This is a genomic window from Streptomyces albiaxialis (genome assembly GCF_039530985.1).
Classification (GTDB): Bacteria; Actinomycetota; Actinomycetes; order Streptomycetales; family Streptomycetaceae; genus Streptomyces; species Streptomyces albiaxialis.
In genome coordinates this window covers 80,279-103,481 of record NZ_BAAAPE010000028.1, presented here as the reverse complement: position 1 = coordinate 103,481, position 23,203 = coordinate 80,279, and the positions used below count along the sequence as shown (strand labels likewise).

General features: G+C 71.8%; 20 protein-coding genes and 1 pseudogene. 10 read left to right on the top strand and 11 right to left on the bottom strand.

Annotated features, from left to right (window positions below; all coding sequences use genetic code 11):
* Positions 1 to 2 precede the first annotated feature (2 nt).
* Positions 3 to 704, bottom strand: coding sequence for an HAD family hydrolase (locus tag ABD343_RS37730; protein ID WP_344535032.1), 702 nt, complete (start codon positions 702 to 704; stop codon positions 3 to 5).
* Between the two features lie 96 nt (positions 705 to 800).
* Complete coding sequence (metH, locus tag ABD343_RS37725) at positions 801 to 4,319, bottom strand: methionine synthase (protein WP_344535031.1); 3,519 nt, start codon at positions 4,317 to 4,319, stop codon at positions 801 to 803.
* Between the two features lie 225 nt (positions 4,320 to 4,544).
* On the opposite strand from metH, the gene ABD343_RS37720 reads away from it, so the two are divergent.
* The 4 genes from ABD343_RS37720 to ABD343_RS37705 all read left to right on the top strand — a co-directional run bounded on the left by ABD343_RS37720 (position 4,545) and on the right by ABD343_RS37705 (position 9,540).
* Complete coding sequence (locus ABD343_RS37720) at positions 4,545 to 5,312, top strand: IclR family transcriptional regulator (protein ID WP_344535029.1); 768 nt, start codon at positions 4,545 to 4,547, stop codon at positions 5,310 to 5,312.
* 247 nt (positions 5,313 to 5,559) lie between these two features.
* Positions 5,560 to 6,324 carry an MIP/aquaporin family protein gene (locus ABD343_RS37715; protein ID WP_344535027.1) on the top strand — a complete coding sequence of 255 codons (765 nt, stop codon included), beginning with the start codon at positions 5,560 to 5,562 and terminating at the stop codon, positions 6,322 to 6,324.
* A gap of 52 nt (positions 6,325 to 6,376) precedes the next feature.
* Entirely contained in the window at positions 6,377 to 7,924 is a 1,548-nt protein-coding gene (gene glpK / locus ABD343_RS37710) for a glycerol kinase GlpK (protein WP_344535025.1), read from the top strand.
* Positions 7,925 to 7,929: 5 nt separating this feature from the next.
* Positions 7,930 to 9,540 carry a glycerol-3-phosphate dehydrogenase/oxidase gene (locus tag ABD343_RS37705; RefSeq protein WP_344535023.1) on the top strand — a complete coding sequence of 537 codons (1,611 nt, stop codon included), beginning with the start codon at positions 7,930 to 7,932 and terminating at the stop codon, positions 9,538 to 9,540.
* An 88-nt stretch (positions 9,541 to 9,628) separates the two neighbouring features.
* Here ABD343_RS37705 and ABD343_RS37700 read toward each other — a convergent pair whose 3' ends face one another.
* Positions 9,629 to 10,060 carry a MarR family winged helix-turn-helix transcriptional regulator gene (locus ABD343_RS37700; RefSeq protein ID WP_344535450.1) on the bottom strand — a complete coding sequence of 144 codons (432 nt, stop codon included), beginning with the start codon at positions 10,058 to 10,060 and terminating at the stop codon, positions 9,629 to 9,631.
* Positions 10,061 to 10,066: 6 nt separating this feature from the next.
* On the opposite strand from ABD343_RS37700, the gene ABD343_RS37695 reads away from it, so the two are divergent.
* Entirely contained in the window at positions 10,067 to 10,570 is a 504-nt protein-coding gene (locus ABD343_RS37695) for a DUF6790 family protein (RefSeq protein WP_344535021.1), read from the top strand.
* Between the two features lie 23 nt (positions 10,571 to 10,593).
* Complete coding sequence (locus tag ABD343_RS37690) at positions 10,594 to 11,271, top strand: TMEM175 family protein (protein ID WP_344535020.1); 678 nt, start codon at positions 10,594 to 10,596, stop codon at positions 11,269 to 11,271.
* Here ABD343_RS37690 and ABD343_RS37685 read toward each other — a convergent pair.
* Positions 11,220 to 12,221 carry an ArsR/SmtB family transcription factor gene (locus ABD343_RS37685; protein ID WP_344535019.1) on the bottom strand — a complete coding sequence of 334 codons (1,002 nt, stop codon included), beginning with the start codon at positions 12,219 to 12,221 and terminating at the stop codon, positions 11,220 to 11,222. The two genes, ABD343_RS37690 and ABD343_RS37685, sit on opposite strands and share 52 nt — an antisense overlap.
* A gap of 55 nt (positions 12,222 to 12,276) precedes the next feature.
* On the opposite strand from ABD343_RS37685, the gene ABD343_RS37680 reads away from it, so the two are divergent.
* The 3 genes and pseudogenes from ABD343_RS37680 to ABD343_RS37670 all read left to right on the top strand — a co-directional run bounded on the left by ABD343_RS37680 (position 12,277) and on the right by ABD343_RS37670 (position 14,900).
* Complete coding sequence (locus ABD343_RS37680; protein WP_344535018.1) at positions 12,277 to 13,632, top strand: MFS transporter; 1,356 nt, start codon at positions 12,277 to 12,279, stop codon at positions 13,630 to 13,632.
* 49 nt (positions 13,633 to 13,681) lie between these two features.
* Positions 13,682 to 14,164: pseudogene (locus ABD343_RS37675) on the top strand (hypothetical protein); the annotation flags it as partial.
* A gap of 64 nt (positions 14,165 to 14,228) precedes the next feature.
* The gene (locus ABD343_RS37670; RefSeq protein ID WP_344535016.1) at positions 14,229 to 14,900 is read left to right on the top strand and encodes a FadR/GntR family transcriptional regulator; all 672 of its coding nucleotides are present in this window, start codon (positions 14,229 to 14,231) and stop codon (positions 14,898 to 14,900) included.
* Between the two features lie 22 nt (positions 14,901 to 14,922).
* Here the strand turns inward: ABD343_RS37670 and ABD343_RS37665 are convergent, their stop codons facing one another.
* Both ABD343_RS37665 and ABD343_RS37660 read right to left on the bottom strand, forming a co-directional pair.
* The gene (locus ABD343_RS37665) at positions 14,923 to 15,747 is read right to left on the bottom strand and encodes an ABC transporter permease (protein WP_344535014.1); all 825 of its coding nucleotides are present in this window, start codon (positions 15,745 to 15,747) and stop codon (positions 14,923 to 14,925) included.
* The gene (locus ABD343_RS37660; RefSeq protein WP_344535012.1) at positions 15,744 to 16,721 is read right to left on the bottom strand and encodes an ATP-binding cassette domain-containing protein; all 978 of its coding nucleotides are present in this window, start codon (positions 16,719 to 16,721) and stop codon (positions 15,744 to 15,746) included. The genes ABD343_RS37665 and ABD343_RS37660 overlap by 4 nt, the downstream gene beginning before the upstream one ends.
* Positions 16,722 to 16,783: 62 nt before the next feature.
* Between ABD343_RS37660 and ABD343_RS37655 the strand changes: the two genes are divergently transcribed.
* A complete protein-coding gene (locus ABD343_RS37655; protein WP_344535010.1) occupies positions 16,784 to 17,494 on the top strand; it encodes a TetR/AcrR family transcriptional regulator in 711 nt (236 codons plus the stop codon).
* 49 nt (positions 17,495 to 17,543) lie between these two features.
* Here the strand turns inward: ABD343_RS37655 and ABD343_RS37650 are convergent, their stop codons facing one another.
* The 5 genes from ABD343_RS37650 to ABD343_RS37630 are packed head-to-tail and all read right to left on the bottom strand — an operon-like array spanning position 17,544 to position 23,174.
* Entirely contained in the window at positions 17,544 to 18,365 is an 822-nt protein-coding gene (locus ABD343_RS37650; protein WP_344535008.1) for an amidohydrolase family protein, read from the bottom strand.
* 13 nt (positions 18,366 to 18,378) lie between these two features.
* Positions 18,379 to 19,404 carry an aldo/keto reductase gene (locus ABD343_RS37645; RefSeq protein ID WP_344535006.1) on the bottom strand — a complete coding sequence of 342 codons (1,026 nt, stop codon included), beginning with the start codon at positions 19,402 to 19,404 and terminating at the stop codon, positions 18,379 to 18,381.
* Between the two features lie 7 nt (positions 19,405 to 19,411).
* A complete protein-coding gene (locus tag ABD343_RS37640; protein ID WP_344535004.1) occupies positions 19,412 to 20,458 on the bottom strand; it encodes an ABC transporter permease in 1,047 nt (348 codons plus the stop codon).
* On the bottom strand, positions 20,455 to 22,095 hold the full coding sequence (locus tag ABD343_RS37635) for a sugar ABC transporter ATP-binding protein (protein ID WP_344535002.1): 1,641 nt from the start codon (positions 22,093 to 22,095) through the stop codon (positions 20,455 to 20,457). Before ABD343_RS37635 ends, ABD343_RS37640 begins: the two co-directional genes overlap by 4 nt.
* Positions 22,092 to 23,174: a sugar ABC transporter substrate-binding protein gene (locus ABD343_RS37630; RefSeq protein WP_344535000.1), complete on the bottom strand. Its 1,083-nt coding sequence runs from the start codon at positions 23,172 to 23,174 to the stop codon at positions 22,092 to 22,094. Before ABD343_RS37630 ends, ABD343_RS37635 begins: the two co-directional genes overlap by 4 nt.
* Positions 23,175 to 23,203 lie beyond the last annotated feature (29 nt).

Below are 23,203 nucleotides of genomic sequence, written 5' to 3'. Positions count from 1 at the left end.
TCTCACCGGGAAACCAAGATCAGGGAACGGAGAAATGAGAGATCGACTTCTTCGAGCGAGCCGACGACCGTACGCCCCCGCGCGGGCTCGATCGGGGCGAGCGACGGGACGGCCACCACGGGGCATCCCGCGGCCTCGGCGGAGGCCACCCCCGTCGCCGTGTCCTCCAGGACCGCACAGCGCTCAGGAGAGGCCCCCAGGCGCCTCGCGGCGGTCAGGTACGGGTCCGGGTGCGGCTTGGTCCGCGGCAGCTCGTCACCCGCGAGGGTGAAGGCGAAGTTCTCCCGGCCCAGCGAGACGAGCATCCGGTCGACCACGACGCGGTGCGAGGCCGAGACGAGCGCCGCCGGCACCCCGTGCGCGGCCAGCTCGGTGAGGAGCCGCCGGGCCCCGGGCATCAGCGCGACGCCCCGCTCCAGCCGCTCCACGAATTTGCGGTTCAGCAGCACGCTCAGCTCGTCCAGCGCGATGTCCGCCGAGGTCGCCTCGATGAGGAATCCGGCGCTGCGGGACATGGGACCGCCCACGACCACGTGGCGCCACTCGTCGCGCAGCTCGTGCCCCAGCTCCGCGAAGGCCTCCACCTCGGCGTCCCACCAGAAGTCCTCGGTGTCGACCAGGGTGCCGTCCATGTCGAGCAGCACACCCTGGAGAGCTGAGCCCTCGGCCGTAAGAGTGCCGACGGCGGGTAGAGAGCTGGTCATCCGCACACCTCCTTCAGGGACAAGAAGGCCGGTCGCCCATTCCCGGCGGGAAGGGACGACCGGCCTGTACCGGACCGAATAGTGTACGACGCTCGCTTAGCGGGCGTTGAAGTATTTGGCCTCGGGGTGGTGAAGGACGATCGCGTCGGTGGACTGCTCCGGGTGGAGCTGGAACTCCTCGGAGAGCTGGACGCCGATCCGCTCGGGCTCCAGCAGCTCGGCGATCTTCGCCCGGTCCTCCAGGTTCGGGCAGGCCCCGTAGCCCAGCGAGAAGCGGGCGCCGCGGTACTTCAGGTCGAACATGCCCTGCATCTGCTCCGGGTCCTCGCCGGAGAAGCCCAGCTCCGAGCGGACGCGCGCGTGCCAGAACTCGGCCAGCGCCTCGGCCAACTGGACGGACAGGCCGTGCAGTTCGAGGTAGTCGCGGTAGGCGTCGGCGGCGAACAGCTCGGCCGTCTTCTCACCGATCTTCGAGCCGACGGTGACGACCTGGAGGCCGACGACGTCGGTCTCACCGCTCTCCTCCGGGCGGAAGAAGTCCGCCAGGCACAGCCGCCGTCCGCGGCGCTGGCGCGGGAAGGTGAAGCGCGTGCGCTCGTTGCCCTGCTCGTCCAGGAGGATCAGGTCGTCGCCCTTGGAGACGCACGGGAAGTAGCCGTGGACGACGGCGGCCTCCAGGAGGCCCTCGGTGTGCAGCTTGTCGAGCCAGCCGCGCAGCCGGGGCCTGCCCTCGGTGTCGACGAGTTCCTCGTACGAGGGCCCGTCGCCCTTGCGGGCCTCCTTCAGGCCCCACTGGCCCTTGAAGAGCGCGCCCTCGTCGATCCAGGACGCGTAGTCCTTGAGCGGGATGCCCTTGACCACCCGGGTGCCCCAGAACGGCGGCTCGGGGACGGGATTGTCGACCGCGACATCGGAGCGTACGGAACCGTCGTTGACCTCGGGCTCCGGGATGTCCAGCTCCCGCTTGGGCACCCGGCGCTTCTTCAGCTCGGGCAGGGTCGCGCCGGGCACGCCGCGCTTGACGTCCATCAGGGCGTCCATCAGGGACAGGCCCTCGAAGGCGTCCTTCGCGTAGCGCACCTCGCCCTCGTAGACCTCGTGGAGGTCCTGCTCGACGTAGGCGCGGGTGAGGGCGGCGCCGCCGAGGATCACGGGGTAGTCGTCCGCCATCTTGCGGGCGTTCAGCTCCTCCAGGTTCTCCTTCATGATCACCGTGGACTTCACCAGCAGCCCGGACATCCCGATGACGTCGGCGCTGTGCTCCTCGGCGGCGTCGAGGATGGCGGCGACGGGCTGCTTGATGCCCAGGTTCACGACCTGGTAGCCGTTGTTGGACAGGATGATGTCCACCAGGTTCTTGCCGATGTCGTGGACGTCGCCGCGGACCGTGGCGAGCACGATCGTGCCCTTGCCCTCGTCGTCCGACTTCTCCATGTGCGGTTCGAGATGGGCGACCGCCGTCTTCATGACCTCGGCGGACTGGAGGACGAACGGGAGCTGCATCTGGCCGGAGCCGAACAGCTCGCCGACGACCTTCATCCCGGCCAGCAGCGTGTCGTTGACGATCGCCAGCGCGGGGCGCTCGGTCAGCGCCTCGTCGAGGTCGGCCTCCAGGCCGTTGCGCTCGCCGTCGATGATGCGGCGCTGGAGCCGCTCGTCCAGCGGGAGGGCCGCGAGCTCCTCGGCCTTGCCGGCCTTCATGGACTTCGCGGTGGCGCCCTCGAACAGCTCCATGAGCTTCTGCAGCGGGTCGTAGCCCTCGCTGCGGCGGTCGTAGATCAGGTCGAGCGCGGTGGTGACCTGCTCCTCCTCCAGCCGGGCGATGGGGAAGATCTTGCTCGCGTGGACGATGGCCGAGTCGAGGCCCGCCTTGACGCACTCGTCGAGGAAGACGGAGTTCAGGACGATGCGCGCGGCCGGGTTGAGGCCGAAGGAGATGTTGGAGAGACCCAGGGTGGTCTGGACGTCCGGGTGGCGCTTCTTCAGCTCCCGGATGGCCCCGATCGTGTTGATGCCGTCCTTGCGGGACTCCTCCTGACCGGTGCAGATGGTGAAGGTCAGGGTGTCGATGAGGATGTCCGATTCGCGGATGCCGTAGTTGCCGGTCAGGTCGTCGATGATGCGTTCGGCGATGGCGACCTTGTGCTCGACCGTACGGGCCTGGCCCTCCTCGTCGATCGTGAGGGCGATCAGGGCCGCGCCGTGCTCCCTGGCCAGCGAGGTGACCTTGGCGAAGCGGGACTCGGGGCCGTCGCCGTCCTCGTAGTTGACCGAGTTGATGACCGCGCGGCCGCCGAGCTTCTCCAGGCCCGCCTGGATGACGGGGACCTCGGTGGAGTCCAGCACGATCGGGAGGGTGGAGGCGGTGGCGAAGCGTCCGGCCAGCTCCTCCATGTCGGCGACGCCGTCCCGGCCGACATAGTCGACGCACAGGTCGAGCATGTGGGCGCCCTCGCGGATCTGGTCGCGGGCCATCTCCACGCAGTCGTCCCAGCGACCCTCCAGCATGGCCTCGCGGAACTTCTTGGACCCGTTCGCGTTCGTCCGCTCGCCGATGGCGAGGTACGAGGTGTCCTGGCGGAACGGCACCGTCTGGTAGAGCGAGGCAGCGCCGGGCTCGGGGCGCGGATCGCGCGGGGTGGGCTCGGCGTCCCTGACGCGCTCCACGAGCTGCCGCAGGTGCTCGGGGGTGGTGCCGCAGCAGCCGCCGACCAGGGAGAGCCCGTAGTCCCGTACGAAGCCCTCGTGGGCGTCGGCCAGCTCGCCGGGGGTGAGCGGGTAGTGCGCCCCGTCCTTGCCGAGGACCGGGAGACCGGCGTTCGGCATGCACGACAGGGGGATGCGCGAGTGCTGGGCCAGATAGCGCAGGTGCTCGCTCATCTCGGCCGGGCCCGTGGCGCAGTTCAGGCCGATCATGTCGATGCCGAGCGGCTCCAGCGCGGTGAGCGCGGCGCCGATCTCCGAGCCGAGGAGCATCGTGCCGGTGGTCTCGACGGTCACCGAGCAGATGAGCGGCAGATCGACGCCGAGGGCCTCCATGGCGCGGCGGGCGCCGATGAGCGAGGCCTTCGTCTGGAGGAGGTCCTGGGTCGTCTCGACCAGCAGCGCGTCGGCGCCGCCCGTGATCATGCCCTCGGCGTTCTGCTGGTAGGCGTCACGCAGCGTGGCGTACGGGGCGTGGCCGAGCGTGGGCAGCTTGGTGCCGGGGCCCATGGAGCCGAGGACCCAGCGCTGGCGGCCGTCCTTGGCGCCGAACTCGTCGGCGACCTCGCGGGCGATGGCCACGCCCTTCTCGGACAGCTCGTGGATCCGCTCGGTGATCTCGTACTCGCCGAGCGCGGCGTGGTTCGCGCCGAAGGTGTTGGTCTCGACGCAGTCCACACCCGCGGCGAAATACTCCTCGTGGACGGAGCGGATAATGTCCGGACGCGTCACGTTCAGAATCTCGTTGCAGCCTTCGAGCTGCTGGAAGTCATCGAGAGTGGGGTCCTGCGCCTGAATCATCGTCCCCATCGCCCCATCGGCGACGACCACTCGCTCCGCGAGCGCCTGCCGGAGGGCGTCGGCCCGGGTGGGGTTCGTGGGTACGGACGTACTGCTCGGCGACGAGGCCATGGAAGAGCTCCCTGGGATGCGACGGCTGTCGGCTTTGCGCCGCCCTCTCGGAGACAGCGCACCCGGTCAGCGTATAGGGCCTGCGCAAGAGCGCCCGTCGACATTCCGCTGGATGGACAGCTCCCGGCTCAAACCCGACTACCGCGTGGTCGGCATGAAGCGATACCGTTCGGCATTGTCGAACACGGAAAGAACACCTCAGGACTGCAGAGCACGGAGGTACTGATGGCCCGGTCCATCCAGTCGCTGGAGCGCGCCGCCGCGGTGCTGCGGCTGCTGGCGGGTGGTGAGCGGCGGCTCGGACTCTCCGAGATCGCCACGGCACTCGATCTCGCCAAGGGTACGGCGCACGGGCTGATCCGGACACTCCAGCAGGAGGGATTCGTCGAGCAGGACGCGGCCACGGGCAAGTACCAGCTCGGCGCCGAGCTGCTGCGGCTGGGCAACAGCTATCTGGACGTGCACGAGCTGCGGGCCCGCGCCCTCGTCTGGACGGACGACCTGGCGCGCTCCAGCGGCGAGAGCGTCTACCTCGGCGTGCTGCACCAGCAGGGCGTCCTGATCGTCCACCACGTCTTCCGGCCCGACGACAGCCGCCAGGTGCTGGAGGTCGGCGCCATGCAGCCGCTGCACAGCACGGCGCTGGGCAAGGTGCTGGCGTCCTACGACCCGGTGGCGCACAGTGAGGCGGTGGACGGCGAGCGGCAGGCATTCACGGAGCGGACGGTCACCGAGGGCCGCTCGTTCGAGGAGCTGCTGGAGCTGGTCCGGGCCCGGGGCTGGGCCGCGGACGTCGAGGAGACCTGGAACGGGCTCGCGTCCGTCGCGGCCCCCATCTACGACCGCCGGAGGATGCCGGTGGGCGCGGTCGGCATTACCGGCGCTGTCGAGCGTGTGTGCGCCGACGGCGAGCTGCATCCGCGGCTCGTGGCGGCCGTACGGGACTGTGCCCGCGCCGTCTCGCGCGACCTCGGGGCGCTGCGCCGCTTCTGAGGGCCGCCCGCGCCGCCCCTGGCCCCCCCCCCGGCCCGCCTGTGGCCAGGGGCGAACGGTGTGAAAAGCCGCCAACGTGCCAACTGGGCCACTTGATACCAGGATGGGCTCCCAGGAGTCATCCGTCACAACCCCTTGACGAGATCTCTACCAGGGAGAAAACTGCCGTTCGGCGGTCGACAATGTCGAACACCGGACGTTACCCGGCCCGCCTATCCATCTGGGCAAAAGGACAAAGGAGTCGCGGGTGTCCAGCTCCGACATCTTCACGAGCGAGTTCATCGGCACGATGGTGCTGGTGCTCCTCGGCGGTGGCGTGTGCGCCGCCGTCAATCTCAAGCGGTCGAAGGCTTTCGAAGCCGGATGGGTCGCCGTCGCCTTCGGCTGGGGTTTCGCGGTGCTCACCGGCGCGTACATCTCCCAGACCTCCGGCGCGCACCTGAACCCGGCGGTCACGCTCGGCATCGCCATCAAGGGCGACACGGACTGGAGCGACGTCCCGGTCTACGTCGGGGCGCAGATCCTCGGCGCCATGGCCGGTGCGATCCTCGTGTGGATCACCTACTACGCTCAGTTCGAGGCCACGCTCAAGACGCCGGAGGCGGCTGAGCAGAAGGCCGCGAACCCGGGCCAGGTGCACGGCGTCTTCTTCACCTCCCCCGAGGTCCGCAAGCCGTTCCTCAACCTGCTCACCGAGGTCATCGCGACCTTCGTGCTGATCATCGCGATCCTCACGCAGGGTCTGGTCAAGGACGCCGACGGCACCGTCGGCCTCGGCAAGATGGGCGCGCTCATCACCGCGCTGGTCGTCGTCGGCATCGGCCTCTCCCTGGGTGGCCCGACGGGTTACGCGATCAACCCCGTTCGCGACCTCGGACCGCGTATCGTCCACGCACTGCTGCCGCTGCCCAACAAGGGCGGCAGCGACTGGACCTACGCCTGGGTCCCGGTCGTCGGTCCCCTCCTCGGGGCCGCGATCGCCGGCGGGGTCTACAACCTCGCCTGGGGATGAGCGCAGCAGCACGGCCGACCGACCCTACGGACCATCGGAGCAGGAGCACAGCATGAGCGACGCACACACCACCACGGCCTCCGCGCACGGCGGCGGACCGTTCATCGCGGCCATCGACCAGGGCACCACGTCCAGCCGCTGCATCGTCTTCGACAAGGACGGCCGCATCGTCTCGGTCGACCAGAAGGAGCACGAGCAGATCCTCCCGAAGCCGGGCTGGGTCGAGCACGACGCCACGGAGATCTGGACCAACGTCCAGCAGGTCGTCACCGGTGCGATGGAGAAGGCCGGGATCACCAAGAAGGACGTCCTGGCGCTCGGCATCACCAACCAGCGCGAGACCACGGTCATGTGGGAGAAGTCCACCGGCAAGCCGGTGCACAACGCCCTCGTCTGGCAGGACACCCGCACCGACGCCCTCTGCAAGGAGCTGGGCCGCAACGTCGGCCAGGACCGCTTCCGCCGCGAGACGGGCCTCCCCCTCGCCTCGTACTTCGCGGGCCCGAAGATCCGCTGGCTGCTCGACAACGTCGACGGCCTGCGGCAGCGCGCCGAGAACGGCGAGATCCTCTTCGGCACGATGGACTCGTGGGTGATCTGGAACCTGACCGGCGGCCCGAACGGCGGCCGGCACGTCACCGACGTCACCAACGCCTCCCGCACGCTGCTGATGAACCTGCACACCATGCAGTGGGACGAGAAGATCTGCCAGTCCATCGGCATCCCGATGGAGGTCCTGCCGGAGATCCGTTCCTCCGCCGAGGTGTACGGCGAGGCCGTCGGCGAGGGCCTGGAGGGGCTGCCCGTCGCCTCGGCCCTGGGCGACCAGCAGGCCGCGCTCTTCGGCCAGACCTGTTTCGCCACCGGTGAGGCCAAGTCGACCTACGGCACCGGCACCTTCCTGCTGATGAACACCGGGCACGAGCCCGTGAACTCGTACAACGGCCTGCTCACCACCGTCGGCTACCGCATCGGCGACCAGGAGCCGGTGTTCGCGCTGGAGGGCTCGATCGCCGTCACGGGCTCGCTCGTCCAGTGGATGCGCGACCAGATGGGCCTGATCAACAGCGCCGCCGAGATCGAGACGCTGGCCAGCTCCGTGGAGGACAACGGCGGCGCGTACTTCGTGCCGGCGTTCTCCGGGCTCTTCGCGCCGTACTGGCGCTCGGACGCGCGGGGTGTGATCGCGGGTCTCACCCGTTACGTCACCAAGGCGCATCTCGCCCGTGCGGTTCTGGAAGCCACCGCGTGGCAGACGCGCGAGATCGTCGACGCCATGCAGAAGGACTCCGAGGTCGAGCTGACGGCCCTCAAGGTCGACGGCGGCATGACGGCCAACAACCTCCTGATGCAGACGATCTCGGACGTGCTGGACGCCCCGGTCGTCCGCCCGATGGTCGCCGAGACCACCTGCCTGGGTGCCGCCTACGCCGCCGGTCTCGCCGTCGGCTTCTGGTCGGACACCGACGAGCTGCGCGCCAACTGGAAGCGCGCCGCCGAATGGACCCCCCGCATGGACGCGGAGACCCGCGAGCGGGAATACAAGAGCTGGCTCAAGGCCGTCGAGCGGACCATGGGCTGGATCGAAGAGGAGAACTGATAGAGATGAACACCCTGCAGAGCGTCCCCACCCTCGGGACGCACCCGGCTGCCGGCAGCAACCCTGGCCGCGCCGAGACCAGAGAGCTGCTCGCGAACGCGACGTACGACCTGCTGGTGATCGGCGGCGGCATCCTGGGCACCTCGGTGGCCTGGCATGCGGCGCAGTCGGGACTGCGGGTGGCGATGGTGGACGCCGGCGACTTCGCCGGCGCCACCTCCTCCGCTTCCTCCAAGCTGGTGCACGGCGGCCTGCGTTACCTGCAGACCGGCGCGGTCAAGCTGGTCGCGGAGAACCACCACGAGCGGCGGGTGCTGGCCAAGGACGTGGCGCCCCACCTGGTGAACCCGCTCACCTTCTACCTGCCCGTCTACAAGGGCGGCCCGCACGGCGCCGCCAAGCTGGGCGCGGGCGTCTTCGCGTACTCCGCGCTGTCCGCCTTCGGCGACGGCGTGGGCCGGGTCATCTCCCCCGCGAAGGCCGCCGCCGACAACCCGGCGCTGCGGACGGACAACCTGAAGGCGGTCGCGGTCTACGGCGACCACCAGATGAACGACTCCCGGATGGCCGTCATGACGGTCCGCGCGGCCGTCGAGTCGGGCGCGGTCGTCCTCAACCACGCCGAGGTCACCGGGCTGCGCTTCACCCGCGGCCGGGTGACGGGCGCGGAGCTGAAGGACCGTACGGACGGCACCGAGTTCGGCGTGAACGCGCGCCTGGTGCTCAACGCGACGGGCCCCTGGGTCGACCACCTGCGGAGGATGGAGGACGGCGGCGCCGCCCAGTCCATCCGGCTGTCCAAGGGCGCGCACATCGTGCTCAAGCGGAAGTCGCCGTGGCGCGCCGCGATGGCGACCCCGATCGACAAGTACCGCATCACGTTCGCGCTGCCGTGGGAGGACCAGCTCCTGCTGGGCACCACCGACGAGGAGTACACGGGCGACCCGGCGGACGTACGGGCGACCGAGGCCGACATCCAGCAGATACTGGACGAGGCGGCGTTCTCCGTGCAGGACGCGGATCTCGACCGCTCCCTGATGACGTACGCCTTCGCCGGGCTGCGCGTGCTGCCGGGCGGCCCCGGCGGCGTCGAGTCCGCCAAGCGCGAGACGGTCGTCACCGAGGGCCGGGGCGGGATGCTCTCGGTCGCGGGCGGCAAGTGGACGACGTACCGGCACATCGGCCGCACCGTCATGAACAAGCTGGAGAAGCTGCCCGGCGGCGGTCTCGCCGAGGACTCGGTGCCGGTCAAGGAGCTGGTGCGGCGCACCCCGCTGCCCGGCATCTCGAACCCGAACGCGGTCGCGCACCGGCTGCTGGTCGACCGCGAGCCGGGCGTCCGCATGGACCCGCTGACGGCCCGCCAGCTCGCGACGCACTACGGCTCGCTCTCCTTCGACATCGCCCGTCTGGTGAACGAGGACCCCTCGCTGGGCGAGCGCGTTCACCCGGACGGCCCGGAGATCTGGGCCCAGGTCGTCTACGCCCGTGACCACGAGTGGGCCGAGACGGTCGACGACGTGGCCCGGCGCCGCATGACGCTCACCATCCGCGGCCTGGACACACCCGAGGTCCGCGAGCGCGTGGAGAAGATCCTCTCGGAGCGGCGGGGCTGACCCTCCCGCCGCCGCGCACACGGCCCGTCCGCCCCGCTCCCCCGGGGCGGGCGGGCCGTTCCCGTTTCTCGGCCCGCGGTTCCCGTTCTCAGCCCGCCTCCGCCGGCCGGGGGCCTTCGTCGGACGCCCCGGGGCCTTCGTCGGACGCGAGGATTTCGGCCAGCCGGAGGGTGTCCTCGAGGTAGCGGTCGTAGGGGAAACCGGCCGCGAGGAGCGCGGTCCGGAACTCCTCGTCGAGCGGCTTTCCCGTGGCGTGGAAGGACGTGCGGCCCGCCTCGGTGAGGCGGACCAGCCGCCGCCGCGCGTGTTCGGGATCGACGGTGACCCGCACCAGGCCGTCCGCCTTGAGCGGTCCCAGCGCCCGGCTGATCGCCGGGTCGGACACCGACAGCGCCTGTGCGAGCCCGTGCTGCGTCACGGGCTCGATCTCTTCGAGCGTGCCCAGAAGCCGTATCTGGCTGTAGGTCAGGCCGTCGTTGTCGTCGGTGCGCCGTCGGGCCGCCTCGCCCATCAGCATCATCACGCGGTGCAGCAGATCTCCCCGCTGGTCTGGATCGTGGTCCCGGCCCTCGGGGCCTTCCTGAGGACCCGCGGCGCCGAGTCGCCCCAGCAGGCCCTGGAGACCTGGCAACGCTGGTGGGCCATCGGCGCCTTCGGCTGCGGAAGCCTGTGGATGACCGTCGCGTTCCTCGCCGCCCCGGACGTCATGTCCACAGCGATCGGCTTCGACCGGACGCCCTTCATGTTCGAGATCGCCTTCGCCAATCTCGGGCTGGCCGTCATGGGCTTCCGGGCGGCCTCGGCGTCCGCCCGCGAGCGCATCACCATCGGGCTCGGCGGCGGGATGTTCCTCTGGGGAGCCCTGGTCGGCCACGTCTACCAGTGGTTCGCGGGCGGCGACCACGCCCCCGGCAACACCGGCGGAGTCCTCGTCACCGACCTGCTGCTCCCCGCAGTCATGATCATCCTGGCCGTGCGCTCCCGGCGCCTGGGGCCCGCGCCCCGGCCCGCCGCGGAAATCGCCGCCTGACACCGCTGGAGCTGATCCTCACCATGACGACTCCTCACGGCCACACGCCCGACGACGGGACCGAGGAAGTGCGGGCGGCCGCCACCGCGCGGCTCACCGCGTTCGTGGACGCGGCCGTCGCGATCGCGCTCACCCTGCTGGCGCTGGACCTCCCCGTCCCCTCCGGCGACAGCACCGACGCCATGCTGCGTTCGGTGTCCGACCACGGCAGGGAGTACCTGGCCTTCGCCGTCAGCTTCGTGGTGATCGCCGCCCACTGGCGGGCCCACCACGAGATCTTCCAGCACGTCCGCGCGCTGAGCAGCCGCCTGACCAGCCTCACCCTGGCCTGGCTGTTCATACAGGTCCTGATGCCCTTCGCGACCCGGGTGATCACCGCCGAGGGCGCCTTCCCGCCCCGGTTCAGCCTGTACGCGCTCACGCAGGTCCTGGCGTCGGCGACGTTCGCGCTGATCATCCGGGAGGTCCGGCGGGCGCACCTGTACCGCGCCGACGTCCCGCCCCGGGCGTTCGCCCAGAACCGGGTGCGCAGCCTCTGCCTGGCCTCGGTGTTCGCGCTGTCCGTCCCCGTCGCGTTCCTGACCACGAGCACCGGCGCGTATCTGTCCTGGCTCGCGGCGCCCGTCGTGCTCGCCGTCGCGGGCCGGATTCAGCGCCGCTCGCCCTCCACGAGCGCCTCGGCCACGCGCGTACGGGCGTAGAGCACCACGCGGCCCGTGCGGTGGGCGCTGACCAGCCCCGCGTCGCGCAGGGCCGTCAAATGCTGGGAGACGGCGCCGGGCGAGAGGCCCATGCGGTGCGCGAGGTCGGTCGTGGACGCGGGCTCGGCCAGCTCGGCCAGCAGCAGCGCCCGTGTCCGCCCGAGGACCGCGGCCAGGACCCGGGTGCTGCGGCAGGGGCGCGGCTCCCACAGGGTGCCGACACCGCGCGGCGGATAGCGCAGGGCGGGCTGGGGCTCGTGGTCCTCCAGCGTGACGAAGATCCGGGGCCAGACGAACACGGACGGGCAGAGCAGCAGCCCCCGGCCCGCGAGGTCCCGTCGGCCGCTCAGGAAGCGGTGCTCCAGGCGGAGCGTGCCGGAGTCCCAGGCGGTCTGGGGGCTCAGGTCGGCGAAGAGGCGGCGCGCGCCGCCGTCGGCGAAGCGTGTGGCGCGGTACAGGATGTCGCCCTCGCACAGCGCGCGGATACGGGCCCAGTGCGGCGCGAGCGCCACCTCCCAGTACGCGGCGACCGCCTCGGCGAGGCGGCCCAGCTCCCGGTCGGGGTCGGCGCACAGCGCCTCGACGCGGGGCAGCGCCGCCTTGGTGGTGGTGCGGCGCAGCTCGGCCTCTGGGGTGGCGCGCAGCGTCGTCAGCTCGACCTCCAGGGACGGCTGCGGCGTGGTCGGGGGCGGGACGAGGAAGCCGGGGATGCCGCGCGTCGGCACGGCGATCAGGTCGAACAGGGGCGCGAGGTCGAGCTTCGCGGCGGCCAGCGCTGGCCGTACGCGCTCGGTCCAGCGGCGGTGCAGCCCGCCCGGATCCGCGCCCTTGAGGACCCGCACGCTGGCCACGACCTCCCACAGCGGGGAGACCGCGAAGCGCGTACGGGCCATGTCCTCCGCCGAGAACGCGATCTCCAATGGATTCCCTGACTGCTCACGGCGCACCATTCGGCTGAGGCTAAATCATTGGTCCCGCCGTGCGCGGGGCGGCACCGTACCGGCCATGCCCGCGACAAGATCGGCCACAAGTCCCTGGCGCGTACGCGACTTCCGTACGCTCTTCACCGCCTCGGCGCTCAGCCAGCTCGCCACCAACGTCGGCTACGTGGCCGTTCCGCTGGTCGCCGTCTCCTCGCTCGACGCGAGCGCGGGGCAGGTCGGGCTGCTGGCCACGCTGAGCACGCTGGCGTTCCTCGTCATCGGGCTGCCCGCCGGGGCGTGGGTGGACCGGATGCGCCACCGCCGGGTGCTGATCGCGGCGGACGCGGCGCGGGCCGCGCTCTTCGCCTCCGTCCCGGTGGCCTGGGCGCTGGACGCGCTGACGCTCGGGCAGCTCTACGCGGTCGTCCTGCTGAACGGCTGTGCGACGGTCTTCTTCGACGTGGGCTCGCAGAGCTTCCTGCCGACGCTGGCCGGCCGGGAGGGGCTCGTGCGCGCCAACGCCGCCGTGGTGAGCCTCCAGGCGGCGGGCAACGTCGCGGGCCGGGGCGCGGGCGGCGGCTTCGTGCAGCTCCTGACGGCGCCCGTCGCCGTGATCGGCGTGGGCGTGCTCTATCTGGCGTCGGCGATGCGCCTGCTCGGCATACGGGCCCGGGGCCGGACCGCGGAATCGGACTCGGACTCGGCCTCGGCCTCGAATGCGGAAAAGGGGACAGGCGGGGCCGACGGGCGGGCGGAACCGGGCCTGTGGGCGCGGATCGGCGAGGGGCTGCGGCATGTGCTCGGGGACGCGGAGCTGCGTGCCCTCGCCTTCACGGCCTCGCTCACCAACTTCGGCTCGCAGATCGTCAATACGCTGCTCCCCGTGCTCTTCACCCGCGAACTCGGCCTGTCCGCCGGGGTCCTGGGTCTCTACTGGGCCGTGGGCGGCGCCGGGATCTTCCTGGGGGCACGGACCGCCCAGCCCCTCGCCGGGCGGCTCGGCTTCGGGCGGACGCTGGGCCTCGCGGGCCTGTGCGTGGCGCCCGCCGCTCTGCTGGTGCCGCTGATCGGCCGGGGCGGCTGGCTGTGGCTGGCGGGCGCCGGATGGCTGCTGGTCGCCGCGAAGATGGGCATCGACAACGTGCTGGGCGTGACGCTGCGCCAGCGGCTGACGCCCGGGCCGCTGCTCGGCCGTATGAACGCCACGTTCCGTTTCATGCTCACCGGCGCGGTGGCGCTCGGGTCCGCGGCGGCGGGCGTACTGGGCGAGTTCGCGGGGCTCCGGCCCGCGCTCTGGGTGGGCGGCTGCTGCATGGCGCTGGCGTTCCTGCCGGTGTTCCTCTCGCCGGTCCGCAGGCGCCGCTCCCTGCCGACGCGGGAGACTCCGGCGCGTGGCATCCTCCTCTCCCATGAGGAACGGGGGTGCTCCCGGCGCTGAGGGGCGCACGGGGGCGTTACGGGCGACGGTACGGACAACAATCCGGGCGGCGCTCAAGCGGAAGCTGGCCGGGACCGGGATACGCGACCTCTACGTCCACGCCGGGCCGCTGGAGCACGACGGCACGCTGCGCGCGGTGGAGCGGGAGCTGCCGGGCGTCCGCGTGCCGGCCTGGGACTGTCTGCGCCCGCTGGACCGGCTGCGGCCCGCCGTCCACCGGGAGGGCGGGGTACTGTCGGTCGCGACGCACCAGATCGACCCGCTGCCGGGGCCGCACTCGGCGGCGGGCGCCCTGACGGGGCGGCCCACGTGGTGGTCGCAGCGGTATTCCGGCGAGGTCGCGCGGCGCGTCGACCAGGTCGCGGTGATGTCGTACGACACGGCGCTGCCCCTGGAGAGCCTGTACGGCGGGCCGGCCGGTGAGGGCCGGGAGCGACGGCCGTCCGGCCTCGCCCTGTATGCCGACTTCGCGGCGGCCGACGGCGACTGGGAGGCGTACCGGAGGGGCTGGTCCGGGGGTTCCGGGTCATAATGTGGACGCAGACATCGGATGTCTGCGGCGTCAGGGATCAGGGATTGCGGGCCAGGGAGGCACAGTGGCGGTTACCGACGAGGCGATCGAGAAGATCAAGGGAATGATCGTCTCGGGCGCGCTGGGCCCCGGCGACCGGCTGCCGAAGGAGAGCGAGCTGGCCACCGAACTGGGCCTGTCCCGCAACTCCCTGCGGGAGGCGGTGCGCGCCCTCTCCCTGATCCGGATCCTCGACGTGCGCCAGGGCGACGGCACGTACGTCACGAGCCTGGACCCGCAGTTGCTGCTGGAGGCCATGAGCTTCGTCGTGGACTTCCACCGCGACGACACCGTCCTGGAGTTCCTCGCGGTGCGCCGCATCCTGGAGCCCGCCGCGACCGCGATGGCGGGGTCCAGGATCCCGGAGGCCGAGCTGGAGGAGCTGGAGGCGCAGCTCGACGCGCTGGGCGAGCAGCCGTCCGTGGAGGAACTGGTCGCCGCCGACCTGGAGTTCCACCGCCGCATCGTGGCCGCCTCGGGCAACTCCGTGCTGTGCTCCCTCCTCGACGGCCTCTCCGGGCCGACGACGCGGGCCCGGGTGTGGCGCGGCCTGACCCAGGAGGACGCGGTCAGCAGGACCCTCTACGAGCACCGCCAGATCCTCGGCGCCCTGCGGGCCCGCGACACGGAGGCCGCCCGCTCGTGGTCGACGGTGCACATCGCGAGCGTGGAGCAGTGGCTGCGCTCGACGCTGTGAGCACCGGGGCGGGCGGGCCCGGTCACCGTCCGCCGTGCGCGTAGCGCCGTACGGCCAGGGGGACGAAGACCGCGAGCAGCAGCGCCGACCAGGCCAGGCTGCCCGCGACGGGGTGGGCGACGGGCCAGGCCGCGTCCGCGGGTGCGGGCGCGTTGCCGAACAGGTCGCGCAGGGCCGCCGTCACCGCGCTCACCGGGTTCCACTCGGCGACCGTGCGCAGGCCGCCGGGCAGGCCCTCGGAGGGGATGTACGCGTTCGACAGCAGCGGCAGGATGAACGTCACGCCGCCCAACTGGCCCGCCGCCTCCTCGTTCCGCGTCAGCAGCCCCAGATACGTGCCCGTCCAGGTCGCCGCGTGCCGGAAGAGGAGCAGCAGCGCGAACGCGCCCGCGGCCTCCCCGGCGCCGCCCTCGATCCGCCAGCCGACGGCGAGGCCGACCAGCACGAGCGGGACGAGGCCCACGGCGGAGGTGACCAGGTCGGCGGCGGTCTGCCCCACGGGGACGGCCGAGCGGCTGATCGGCAGCGTACGGAAGCGGTCCGTCACGCCGCGGTGGGTGTCCTGCGCGGCCTGGAACATCCCCGTCATGATGCCGCCGAGCGCGGTGGCCGACAGCAGCCCCGGCACCAGATACGCGCGGTACTCCTGGCCGGGCATGGCGACGGCGCTGCCGAACACGTACCCGAAGAAGAGCAGCATCGTGATCGGCATGGTCTGGGAGAGGATCTGGAGCCCGGGGTTGTGCCGGACGCGCTGGAGCTGCCGTCCGAGCATGGCCCAGCCGTCGGCGACGGCCGCGAACGGGCCGCGTCCCTCGGTCGCCGCCGCCGCGTCGGTCGCGCTCATGCCGCTCGCTCCTTCGTCTCGTCGTCCCCTTCCTCGGCGCCCGTCAGGCGCAGGAAGACCTCGTCCAGGCTGGGCGCCCGCAGGCCCGCGTCGCTCACCGGGACTCCGGCGGCGTCGAGTTCGCGGACCAGTCCGGGGAGGGTGAGTTCGCTCCGCCGGTCCGCGAGCCGGGCCCGCACGGTCCGGCTCTCCTCGTCCCGTACGGGCGTGCTGCCCGTGAGGCAGGCGAGGGTGTGCGCGGCGGGCCCGAGCGAGGCGCCGTCGGGGACGACGACCTCCGCGTAGCTGCCGACGCGGGCCTTCAGCTCGGCGGGCGTACCGGTCACCGTGGCGCGTCCCTGGTCGACCAGGGTGACGCTGTGGGCCAGCCGGTCCGCCTCCTCCAGGTACTGGGTGGTGAGCAGCACGGTGGTGCCGCGCTCCGCGAGTTCGGCGACGGCGTCCCAGATGCGCAGGCGGCTCGCGGGGTCGAGGCCCGTGGTCGGCTCGTCGAGGAAGAGGACCCGGGGCCGGGTGACGAGACTCGCCGCGAGGTCGAGGCGGCGGCGCATCCCGCCGGACCAGGTGCCGACGGGCCGGTCGGCGGCGTCGGTCAGCTCGAAGCGCTCCAGCAGCTCGTCGGCGCGGCGGCGCCGTTCGGTGCCCGGGAGGCGGCGCAGACGGGCGAAGAGCCGCAGGTTCTCGCGGCCCGTCAGGTCGACGTCGAGCGAGGCGTCCTGTCCGGTGACCCCGATGTGCGCGCGGACGGCGTGGGGCGCGCGGACGACGTCGTGCCCGGCGACGCGCGCGGTGCCCGCGTCGGGGGCGAGCAGGGTGGTGAGCAGGCGGACGGCGGTGGTCTTCCCGGCCCCGTTGTGGCCGAGGAGGCCGTGGACGGTCCCCTCCGGCACGGCCAGGTCGAGGCCGCGCAGCGCGCGCACGGCCCCGAAGCGCTTCTCCAGGCCGTCACTAAGTACGGCGTACGTAGTAGACATGCGCTCACCATAGCGCACTACGTACGGTGTACGTAACTAGGATGGTCCCGAGGTGATGAGCAATGTCAGGGCGTACCGCCGAGCCCGGTGTGATCTGGTCCCGTCCCGAGCGGACGGGCCGCGGGCCCCGGCCCGCGTATTCGCGGAAGGACATCGCCGGGGCAGCCGTCCGGATCGCCGACGCGGACGGTCTCGACGCGGTCTCGATGCGCCGCGTCGCGGCGGAGCTGGGCTGCGGCACGATGTCGCTCTACAACTACGTGCCGCGCAAGGAGGACCTGCACGAGCTGATGGCCGACGCCGTCATCGGCGAGTACGACCTCTCGCGGGAGCCCTCGGGCGACTGGCGGGCCGACCTGCTCGACATGGCCTACCGCACGCGCGCGCTGATGCACCGCCACCCCTGGCTGCCGCGCATGATGTCGCCGGTCCACGGCTTCAGCCCGAACGGGCTGCGGTATCTGGAGCACGCCCTGAGCTGCATGGACAGCCTGGAGGTGACCTACGGAGCGAAGCTGGAGCTGCTCGCCATGCTCAACGGGATGGTCACCACGTTCGTCTCCAACGAGCTGGCCACGGCCGAACGGACCCGCTCCCTCCCCTGGAGCGAGGAGCAGGAGCAGGCCGTGCGCGGCGCCTACCTCATCCGCCAGCTCGCCGGGGGCGAACACCCCCGGATGTCGGCGGCGTTGGCGGAGGACAACGGCCCGATCGACCTGGAGGCGGGATTCGACCGGGCGCTGCGGCGGGTGCTGGACTCGTACGTGGCCTAGGAACGGTCCCCGGAGGGCCGGGTCATGGGGATCCCGTCCACAGGGATGCCTACACGGGGATGCCGTACACGCGGGCCGCGTTGCCGCCGAAGACGGCCTCCCTCTCCCGCGCGGTGAGGTCCGCGGTGGCCTCCTCCGCCAGGACAGCCACCTCGTCGTAGCTCGCGGCCAGGGTGCACACCGGCCAGTCCGAGCCGAACAGGACACGGTCGGGCCCGAACGTCTCCAGGACGTGGCGCGCGTACGGGAGGATCTCCGTGCGCGTCCAGGTCTTCCAGTCGGCCTCGGTCACCAGCCCGGAGAGCTTGCAGCTCACATTGGGCAGCCCGGCCAGCTCGGCGAGCAGGTCCGCCCAGGGCTGCCACTCCCCCCTCGCGACACGCGGTTTGGCCGCGTGGTCGAGGACGAACTCCAGTTCCGGAAGGGCGCGTACGGCCGCCACGGCCGACGGTAGCTCCCTTGGCGTCACCAGAAGGTCGTACACCAGGCCCTCGCGGGCCAGACGGGCGAGACCTTCGCGCACGTCCGCCCTGCCGAGCCAGTCCGGATCGTCAAGTCCCTCGGTCTGGTGACGTATCCCGGCGAGGCCCGGCGGCAGTTCGAGACCGTTCGGTGCCGTCAGGTCGGCCCACCCGACGACGGCCGCCACCCGTTCGGAGCGCTCCTTGAGGGCGAGGAGTTCGCGGGTCTCCTCCACCGAGTGGCAGGCCTGGACGACGACCGTGGCGTCGATCCCGTACGTGTCGAGATGGGGCGCGAGGTCCTCCTCCGTCCAGGTGCGGTTGACCGGGTCGGCCCAGGGGCCGTCCATCCAGGGCAGCGGGCGGCGGTCGACGTCCCACAGGTGGTGGTGCGCGTCGATACGGATCATGTGAGCAGGTCCTTCATGTCAGCGGAGCCTCCCCCGGCAGCGGCAGATCGTCGTCCAGCAGGCCCTCGGCGACCAGGTCCCGCCACAGCGCGTGCGGAACGGTCAGCCCCGACAGGCGCACGTTGTCACGCACCTCGTCCGGCGTCGAGGCGCCCACCACGGCCGAGGCCACCGCCGCGTGCGCGAAGGGGAAGCGCAGCGCGGCGGCGCGCAGGGGCACGCCGTGGCGGGCGCAGACCTCGGCCGTCCGCGCCGCCCGGTCCACCAGCGGTGCGGCGGCCGGGGCGTAGTCGTAGTGCGCTCCGGGGCGCGGGTCGGCGAGCAGCCCGGAGTTGTAGACGCCGCCCGCCACGACGGCCGTGCCGCGCCGCGCGCACACGGGCAGCAGGTCGTCGTACGCGCGGCGGTCGAGCAGCGTCCAGCGGCCCGCGCACAGCACGGCGTCCACGTCCAGGTCGGCGACCAGGCGGGCCAGGACGTCGCTGAAGTTCATGCCGAAGCCGATGTGCCGCACCACGCCCTGGTCGCGCAGCGCGGCGAGCGCGGGGAACCCGGTCCCGTACACCTCGGGCAGATGGTTCTCGACGTCGTGCAGATAGACGATGTCGACATGGTCCGTGCCGAGGCGTTCGAGGGAGGACTCCAGGGTGCGGCGGATGCCGTCGGCGGTGAAGTCCCACTCGCGGGCGCGCGCGGGGGTGTCCACGAAGCCCTCGGCGGGCGGCCGTTCCCCCGGAGAGAGGGGGCGCAGCCGGCGGCCGACCTTCGTCGAGAGCGTGTACGTGTCGCGGGGCACACCGGCCAGGGCCCGGCCCAGACGCTCCTCGGACAGGCCCACGCCGTAGTGCGGCGCGGTGTCGAGGTACGTGCAGCCCAGCTCCAGCGCGGTGTGCACGATCGCCTCCGCCCGTTCGTCCGGCATCGGCGCGGCGAGGTTGCCGAGCTGAGCGCAGCCGAGGCCCAGGCGTGGGGTGCCGAGCGGGGAGCCGAGCTGGGCGCCGGACGGCGTGCCGGGCGGGGTCACCGGAGGGTTCGCCATCGGCCGCTCACTCCTGCCGCTCGCCGCTGGCGAACCGGGAGATGATCAGCGCGACGATGATGATCATGCCGTTGAGGAACTGGTTCCACAGCGGCGGCACCCCGCCGAGCGTCATCACGTTGACGACGAGCTGCAGGGTGAGCACGCCCGTCAGCGCGCCGAAGACCGTGCCCCGGCCGCCGCGCAGCCCGATGCCGCCGATGACGGCGGCGGCGAACACCTGGAAGATCCAGCCGTCGCCCTGGCTCGCGGAGACCGAGCCGTAGTGGCCCGTGTAGAGGATCCCGGCGAAGGCGGCCAGGACGCCCGCCAGGGCGAGCACGATCCAGGTGATGCGGTCCGTACGGATGCCCGCCGCGCGGGCGGCCTCCGGGTTGCCGCCGATCGCGTAGAGGGCGCGCCCGTGCCGCATGTACGCCAGGAAGAGCCCGGCCGCCGCGTACAGCAGCAGGCACAGCCATACGGCCGCCGGTACGCCCAGCCAGTCGGCCTTCCCGAGGTAGCGGAACGAGTCGGGCACGTTGACGATCGACTGTCCCTCGGAGATGCCGACGTGCAGCCCGCGCAGCATGGTCAGCATGCCGAGGGTCGCGATGAACCCGTTGACGCGCAGCTTCAGCATCAGGAAGCCGTTGGTGCCTCCGATCAGCGCGCCCACGGCGAGACAGAGCGGGATCGCCATCCACGTCGGGAACAGGCCGAGCCCGTGGAACCTGTTGCCCTCCGCGGGCAGCACCAGCCACATGGCGACGACCGGCGCGACACCGAGGGTGGACTCCAGCGAGAGGTCCATGCGGCCGCATATCAGGACCAGGGCGAGCCCGAGGACGAGCAGGCCCAGTTCGGTGGACTGCTGGACGACGCCGACGAGGTTGTCGGTCGTGAGGAAGGCGGGCGAGACGATGAAGCCGATCAGTCCGAGGACGAGGATGACCGGCACCAGGGACAGGTCGCGCCACCGGGCGAAGTCGAGCTTCGGCCGGGCACGTTCCTCCTGTGCTCTGTCGAGGCCGTCCGCCAGCTCGCGGGCCGACGGCTGGGCGGTGTCGGTCATGATGCGTTCCCCTCTTGACCCTCTCGCGGCTCTCGCCGTTCCTGCTGTTCCGTCATGCCTTCCATCGCCGCGACCAGCTCCTGGTCGCTCCATCCGGTGCCGTACTCCGCGACGACCCGCCCGTGGAAGAGGGCGAGCACCCGGTCGCACACCCGCAGGTCGTCCAGTTCGTCGGAGACGATGAGCGCGGCGCGCCCCTGGTCGGCGACCTCGCGGACGACGCCGAGGAGCGCGTCCTTGGACTTCACGTCCACCCCGGCGGTCGGCCGGACGGCGACCAGGACGCGCGGGTCGCGGGCGAGCGCGCGGGCGATGACGACCTTCTGCTGGTTGCCGCCGGAGAGTCCCGAGACGGGCTGCGAGGGCCCCGACGTCTTGATGTCCAGGGACGTGATCATCTTGCGGGCGAACTCCCGCGTACGGGACGGCAGTACGGCGCCCCACTTCCCGAGCTGGTCGGCGACGGTCAGCGTCGCGTTCTCGGCCACGCTGCGCTGCGGGACGAGGCCCTGGATGTGCCGGTCCTCGGGGACGTAGCCGATGCCCGCGTCGAGCGCGTGCGGCACGCTCCCGGGCCGTACGGCGCGGTCCCGTACGGTCACCGTCCCGCGGCTCTGGCGGCGCAGCCCGGCCAAGGTCTCGCCGATCGCGGTGTTGCCGCTCGCGGTGGCCCCGGCGAGGCCCAGGACCTCGCCCGCGCGGACGGTCAGGTCCACGGGCTCGAACTCGCCCTCCAGGGCGAGCCCTCGGGTGCGCAGCACGGGGCCGCCGTCGGCGGAGACGCCCTCGGCCTGGAAGGTGGGCGCCACGGCGCCGCCCTCCGCGCGCGGGGCGCCTCCCGCGCGCCCGGGGGCGCCGTCGGCCTCCTCGGTCTCCTCGCCCTCCTCGGCCTCCTCGGCCGTCATCGCGGCGACCAGGTCGCGGCGGGGCAGCTCGGCCACGGGTGCGGTCAGCACATGGCGGGCGTCACGGTAGACGGTCACCGTGTCGCACAGCTCGTAGACCTCCTGGAGGTGGTGCGAGATGAACAGGAACGCGACGCCCTGCTCGCGCAGTTCCCGCAGCTTGGCGAAGAGCCGTTCGATGCCGCCCGCGTCGAGCTGCGCGGTCGGCTCGTCCAGGATGACCGTACGGGCGCCGAAGGAGAGGGCACGCGCGATCTCCACGAACTGCCGCTGCTCGACGCCGAGGTCCTTGGTGCGCGCGGCCGGGTCCACCTCCACGCCGTACTCCCCCAGCAGCTCCCGGGCCCGCGCGCGCAGCTCGGGCCAGCGGATGCGGGGACCGCCGGGGAAGCGGTTGAGGAAGAGGTTCTCGGCGACGGTCAGTTCGGGGACGACCATGGAGCGCTGGTAGACGCAGGCGACGCGGGAGCGCCACGCCTCGGTGTCCCCGTGGTGCGGGGCCGGTTCGCCGTGGAAGGTGATCCGTCCCTCGTCGGGGCGGTTCATGCCGGTGAGGACGGAGACGAGAGTGGACTTGCCCGCCCCGTTCCGTCCCACCAGGGCGTGCGCCTCGCCGGGCCGTACGGTCAGGCCCACGCCGTCGAGGGCGAGCGTCGCGCCGTACCGCTTGACGATGCCCTCGGCGTGCACGGCCGGGGGCGTGCCCTCCGTCCGGGAGCCGGGCCCGGTCACTTCTTCTTCTCCAACTGGTTGGCCCACAGCCCCTTGTCGTCGACGTTCTCCTTGGTCACGAGGGGCGCGGGAAGCTGGTCCTCCAGGCCGTTCTCCAGCTTGATGATCTTCGACTTGTGGTCGGTCGGGCCGGGCTTGAACTTCTTGCCGTCCAGCGCGTCCCTGGCGTACTCCAGGGCGTACTTGGCGTAGAGGTCGGCGGGCTGCGAGAGGGTCGCGTCGATCTTCCCCTCGCGGATGGCGTCCAGCTCTTCGGGGATGCCGTCGTTGGAGATGATCGTGATGTGGCCCTTGTCGCCCGCCTTCTTGAGGAGCTTCTTCTGCTCCAGGAGCGCGAGGGTGGGCTGGAGGAAGGCGCCGCCCGCCTGCATGTAGATGCCGTCCAGGTCGCGGTGCTGGGCGAGCAGGCTCTGGAGCTTGCCGGAGGCCTCCTTGCCGTCCCAGTTGGTCGGCAGCTCGTGCACCTTGATCTTCGGGTACTTCTTCTTCATGCAGGACGCGAAGGCCTGCGACCTGTCGCGCCCGTTGATCGAGCTGAGGTCGCCCTGGAGTTCGGCCACGCGGCCCTTGCCGCCCAGCTTCTCGCCCAGGTACTCGCAGGACTTCCGCCCGTACGCGCGATTGTCGGCGCGCACGACCATGTAGACCTTGCCCTTGTCGGGGCGGGTGTCGACGCTGACGACGGGGATGTCCTTCTCCTCCAGGTTCTCCAGGGTGGAGGAGATCGCGCCGGTGTCCTGGGGCGCCATCACGACGGCCTTGGCGCCCTGGTCGCTGAACGCCTGGACGTTGGTGACGAGCTTGGAGACGTCGTTCTGCGAGTTGGACAGCGGCAGCGCGTCGACGGTGCCCTTGCCGACGCCCTTCTTGACGTAGCCCTGGTAGGCGGTCCAGAAGTCGGTGTCGGTGCGCGGCATGTCGATGCCGACCTTGCCCTTGGCGGCGGCTCCGCCTTCGCTGCCCCGGTTGCAGCCCGCGAGCGCGGCGGCGGCCAGGAGCACGGCGCAGGAGACGGCGCCGGTGGTGCGGAGGGTGCGCGTCGTACGGGCGGTACGAGGGGTGCGCGTGTGCGGTCGCATGAGGTCGTCCTGTCCTCGGGGTCCTCGGG

Coding starts and splice junctions, on each gene's coding strand:
- ABD343_RS37640 (WP_344535004.1), bottom strand. CDS start 20,458: ATGACCGACACCGCCCAGCCGTCGGCCCGCGAGCTGGCGGACGGCCTC.
- metH (WP_344535031.1), bottom strand. CDS start 4,319: ATGGCCTCGTCGCCGAGCAGTACGTCCGTACCCACGAACCCCACCCGG.
- ABD343_RS37690 (WP_344535020.1), top strand. CDS start 10,594: ATGACGACTCCTCACGGCCACACGCCCGACGACGGGACCGAGGAAGTG.
- ABD343_RS37650 (WP_344535008.1), bottom strand. CDS start 18,365: ATGATCCGTATCGACGCGCACCACCACCTGTGGGACGTCGACCGCCGC.
- ABD343_RS37680 (WP_344535018.1), top strand. CDS start 12,277: ATGCCCGCGACAAGATCGGCCACAAGTCCCTGGCGCGTACGCGACTTC.
- ABD343_RS37655 (WP_344535010.1), top strand. CDS start 16,784: ATGTCAGGGCGTACCGCCGAGCCCGGTGTGATCTGGTCCCGTCCCGAG.
- ABD343_RS37645 (WP_344535006.1), bottom strand. CDS start 19,404: ATGGCGAACCCTCCGGTGACCCCGCCCGGCACGCCGTCCGGCGCCCAG.
- ABD343_RS37705 (WP_344535023.1), top strand. CDS start 7,930: ATGAACACCCTGCAGAGCGTCCCCACCCTCGGGACGCACCCGGCTGCC.
- ABD343_RS37665 (WP_344535014.1), bottom strand. CDS start 15,747: ATGAGCGCGACCGACGCGGCGGCGGCGACCGAGGGACGCGGCCCGTTC.
- ABD343_RS37720 (WP_344535029.1), top strand. CDS start 4,545: ATGGCCCGGTCCATCCAGTCGCTGGAGCGCGCCGCCGCGGTGCTGCGG.
- ABD343_RS37685 (WP_344535019.1), bottom strand. CDS start 12,221: ATGGTGCGCCGTGAGCAGTCAGGGAATCCATTGGAGATCGCGTTCTCG.
- ABD343_RS37700 (WP_344535450.1), bottom strand. CDS start 10,060: ATGATGCTGATGGGCGAGGCGGCCCGACGGCGCACCGACGACAACGAC.
- glpK (WP_344535025.1), top strand. CDS start 6,377: ATGAGCGACGCACACACCACCACGGCCTCCGCGCACGGCGGCGGACCG.
- ABD343_RS37630 (WP_344535000.1), bottom strand. CDS start 23,174: ATGCGACCGCACACGCGCACCCCTCGTACCGCCCGTACGACGCGCACC.
- ABD343_RS37730 (WP_344535032.1), bottom strand. CDS start 704: ATGACCAGCTCTCTACCCGCCGTCGGCACTCTTACGGCCGAGGGCTCA.
- ABD343_RS37660 (WP_344535012.1), bottom strand. CDS start 16,721: ATGTCTACTACGTACGCCGTACTTAGTGACGGCCTGGAGAAGCGCTTC.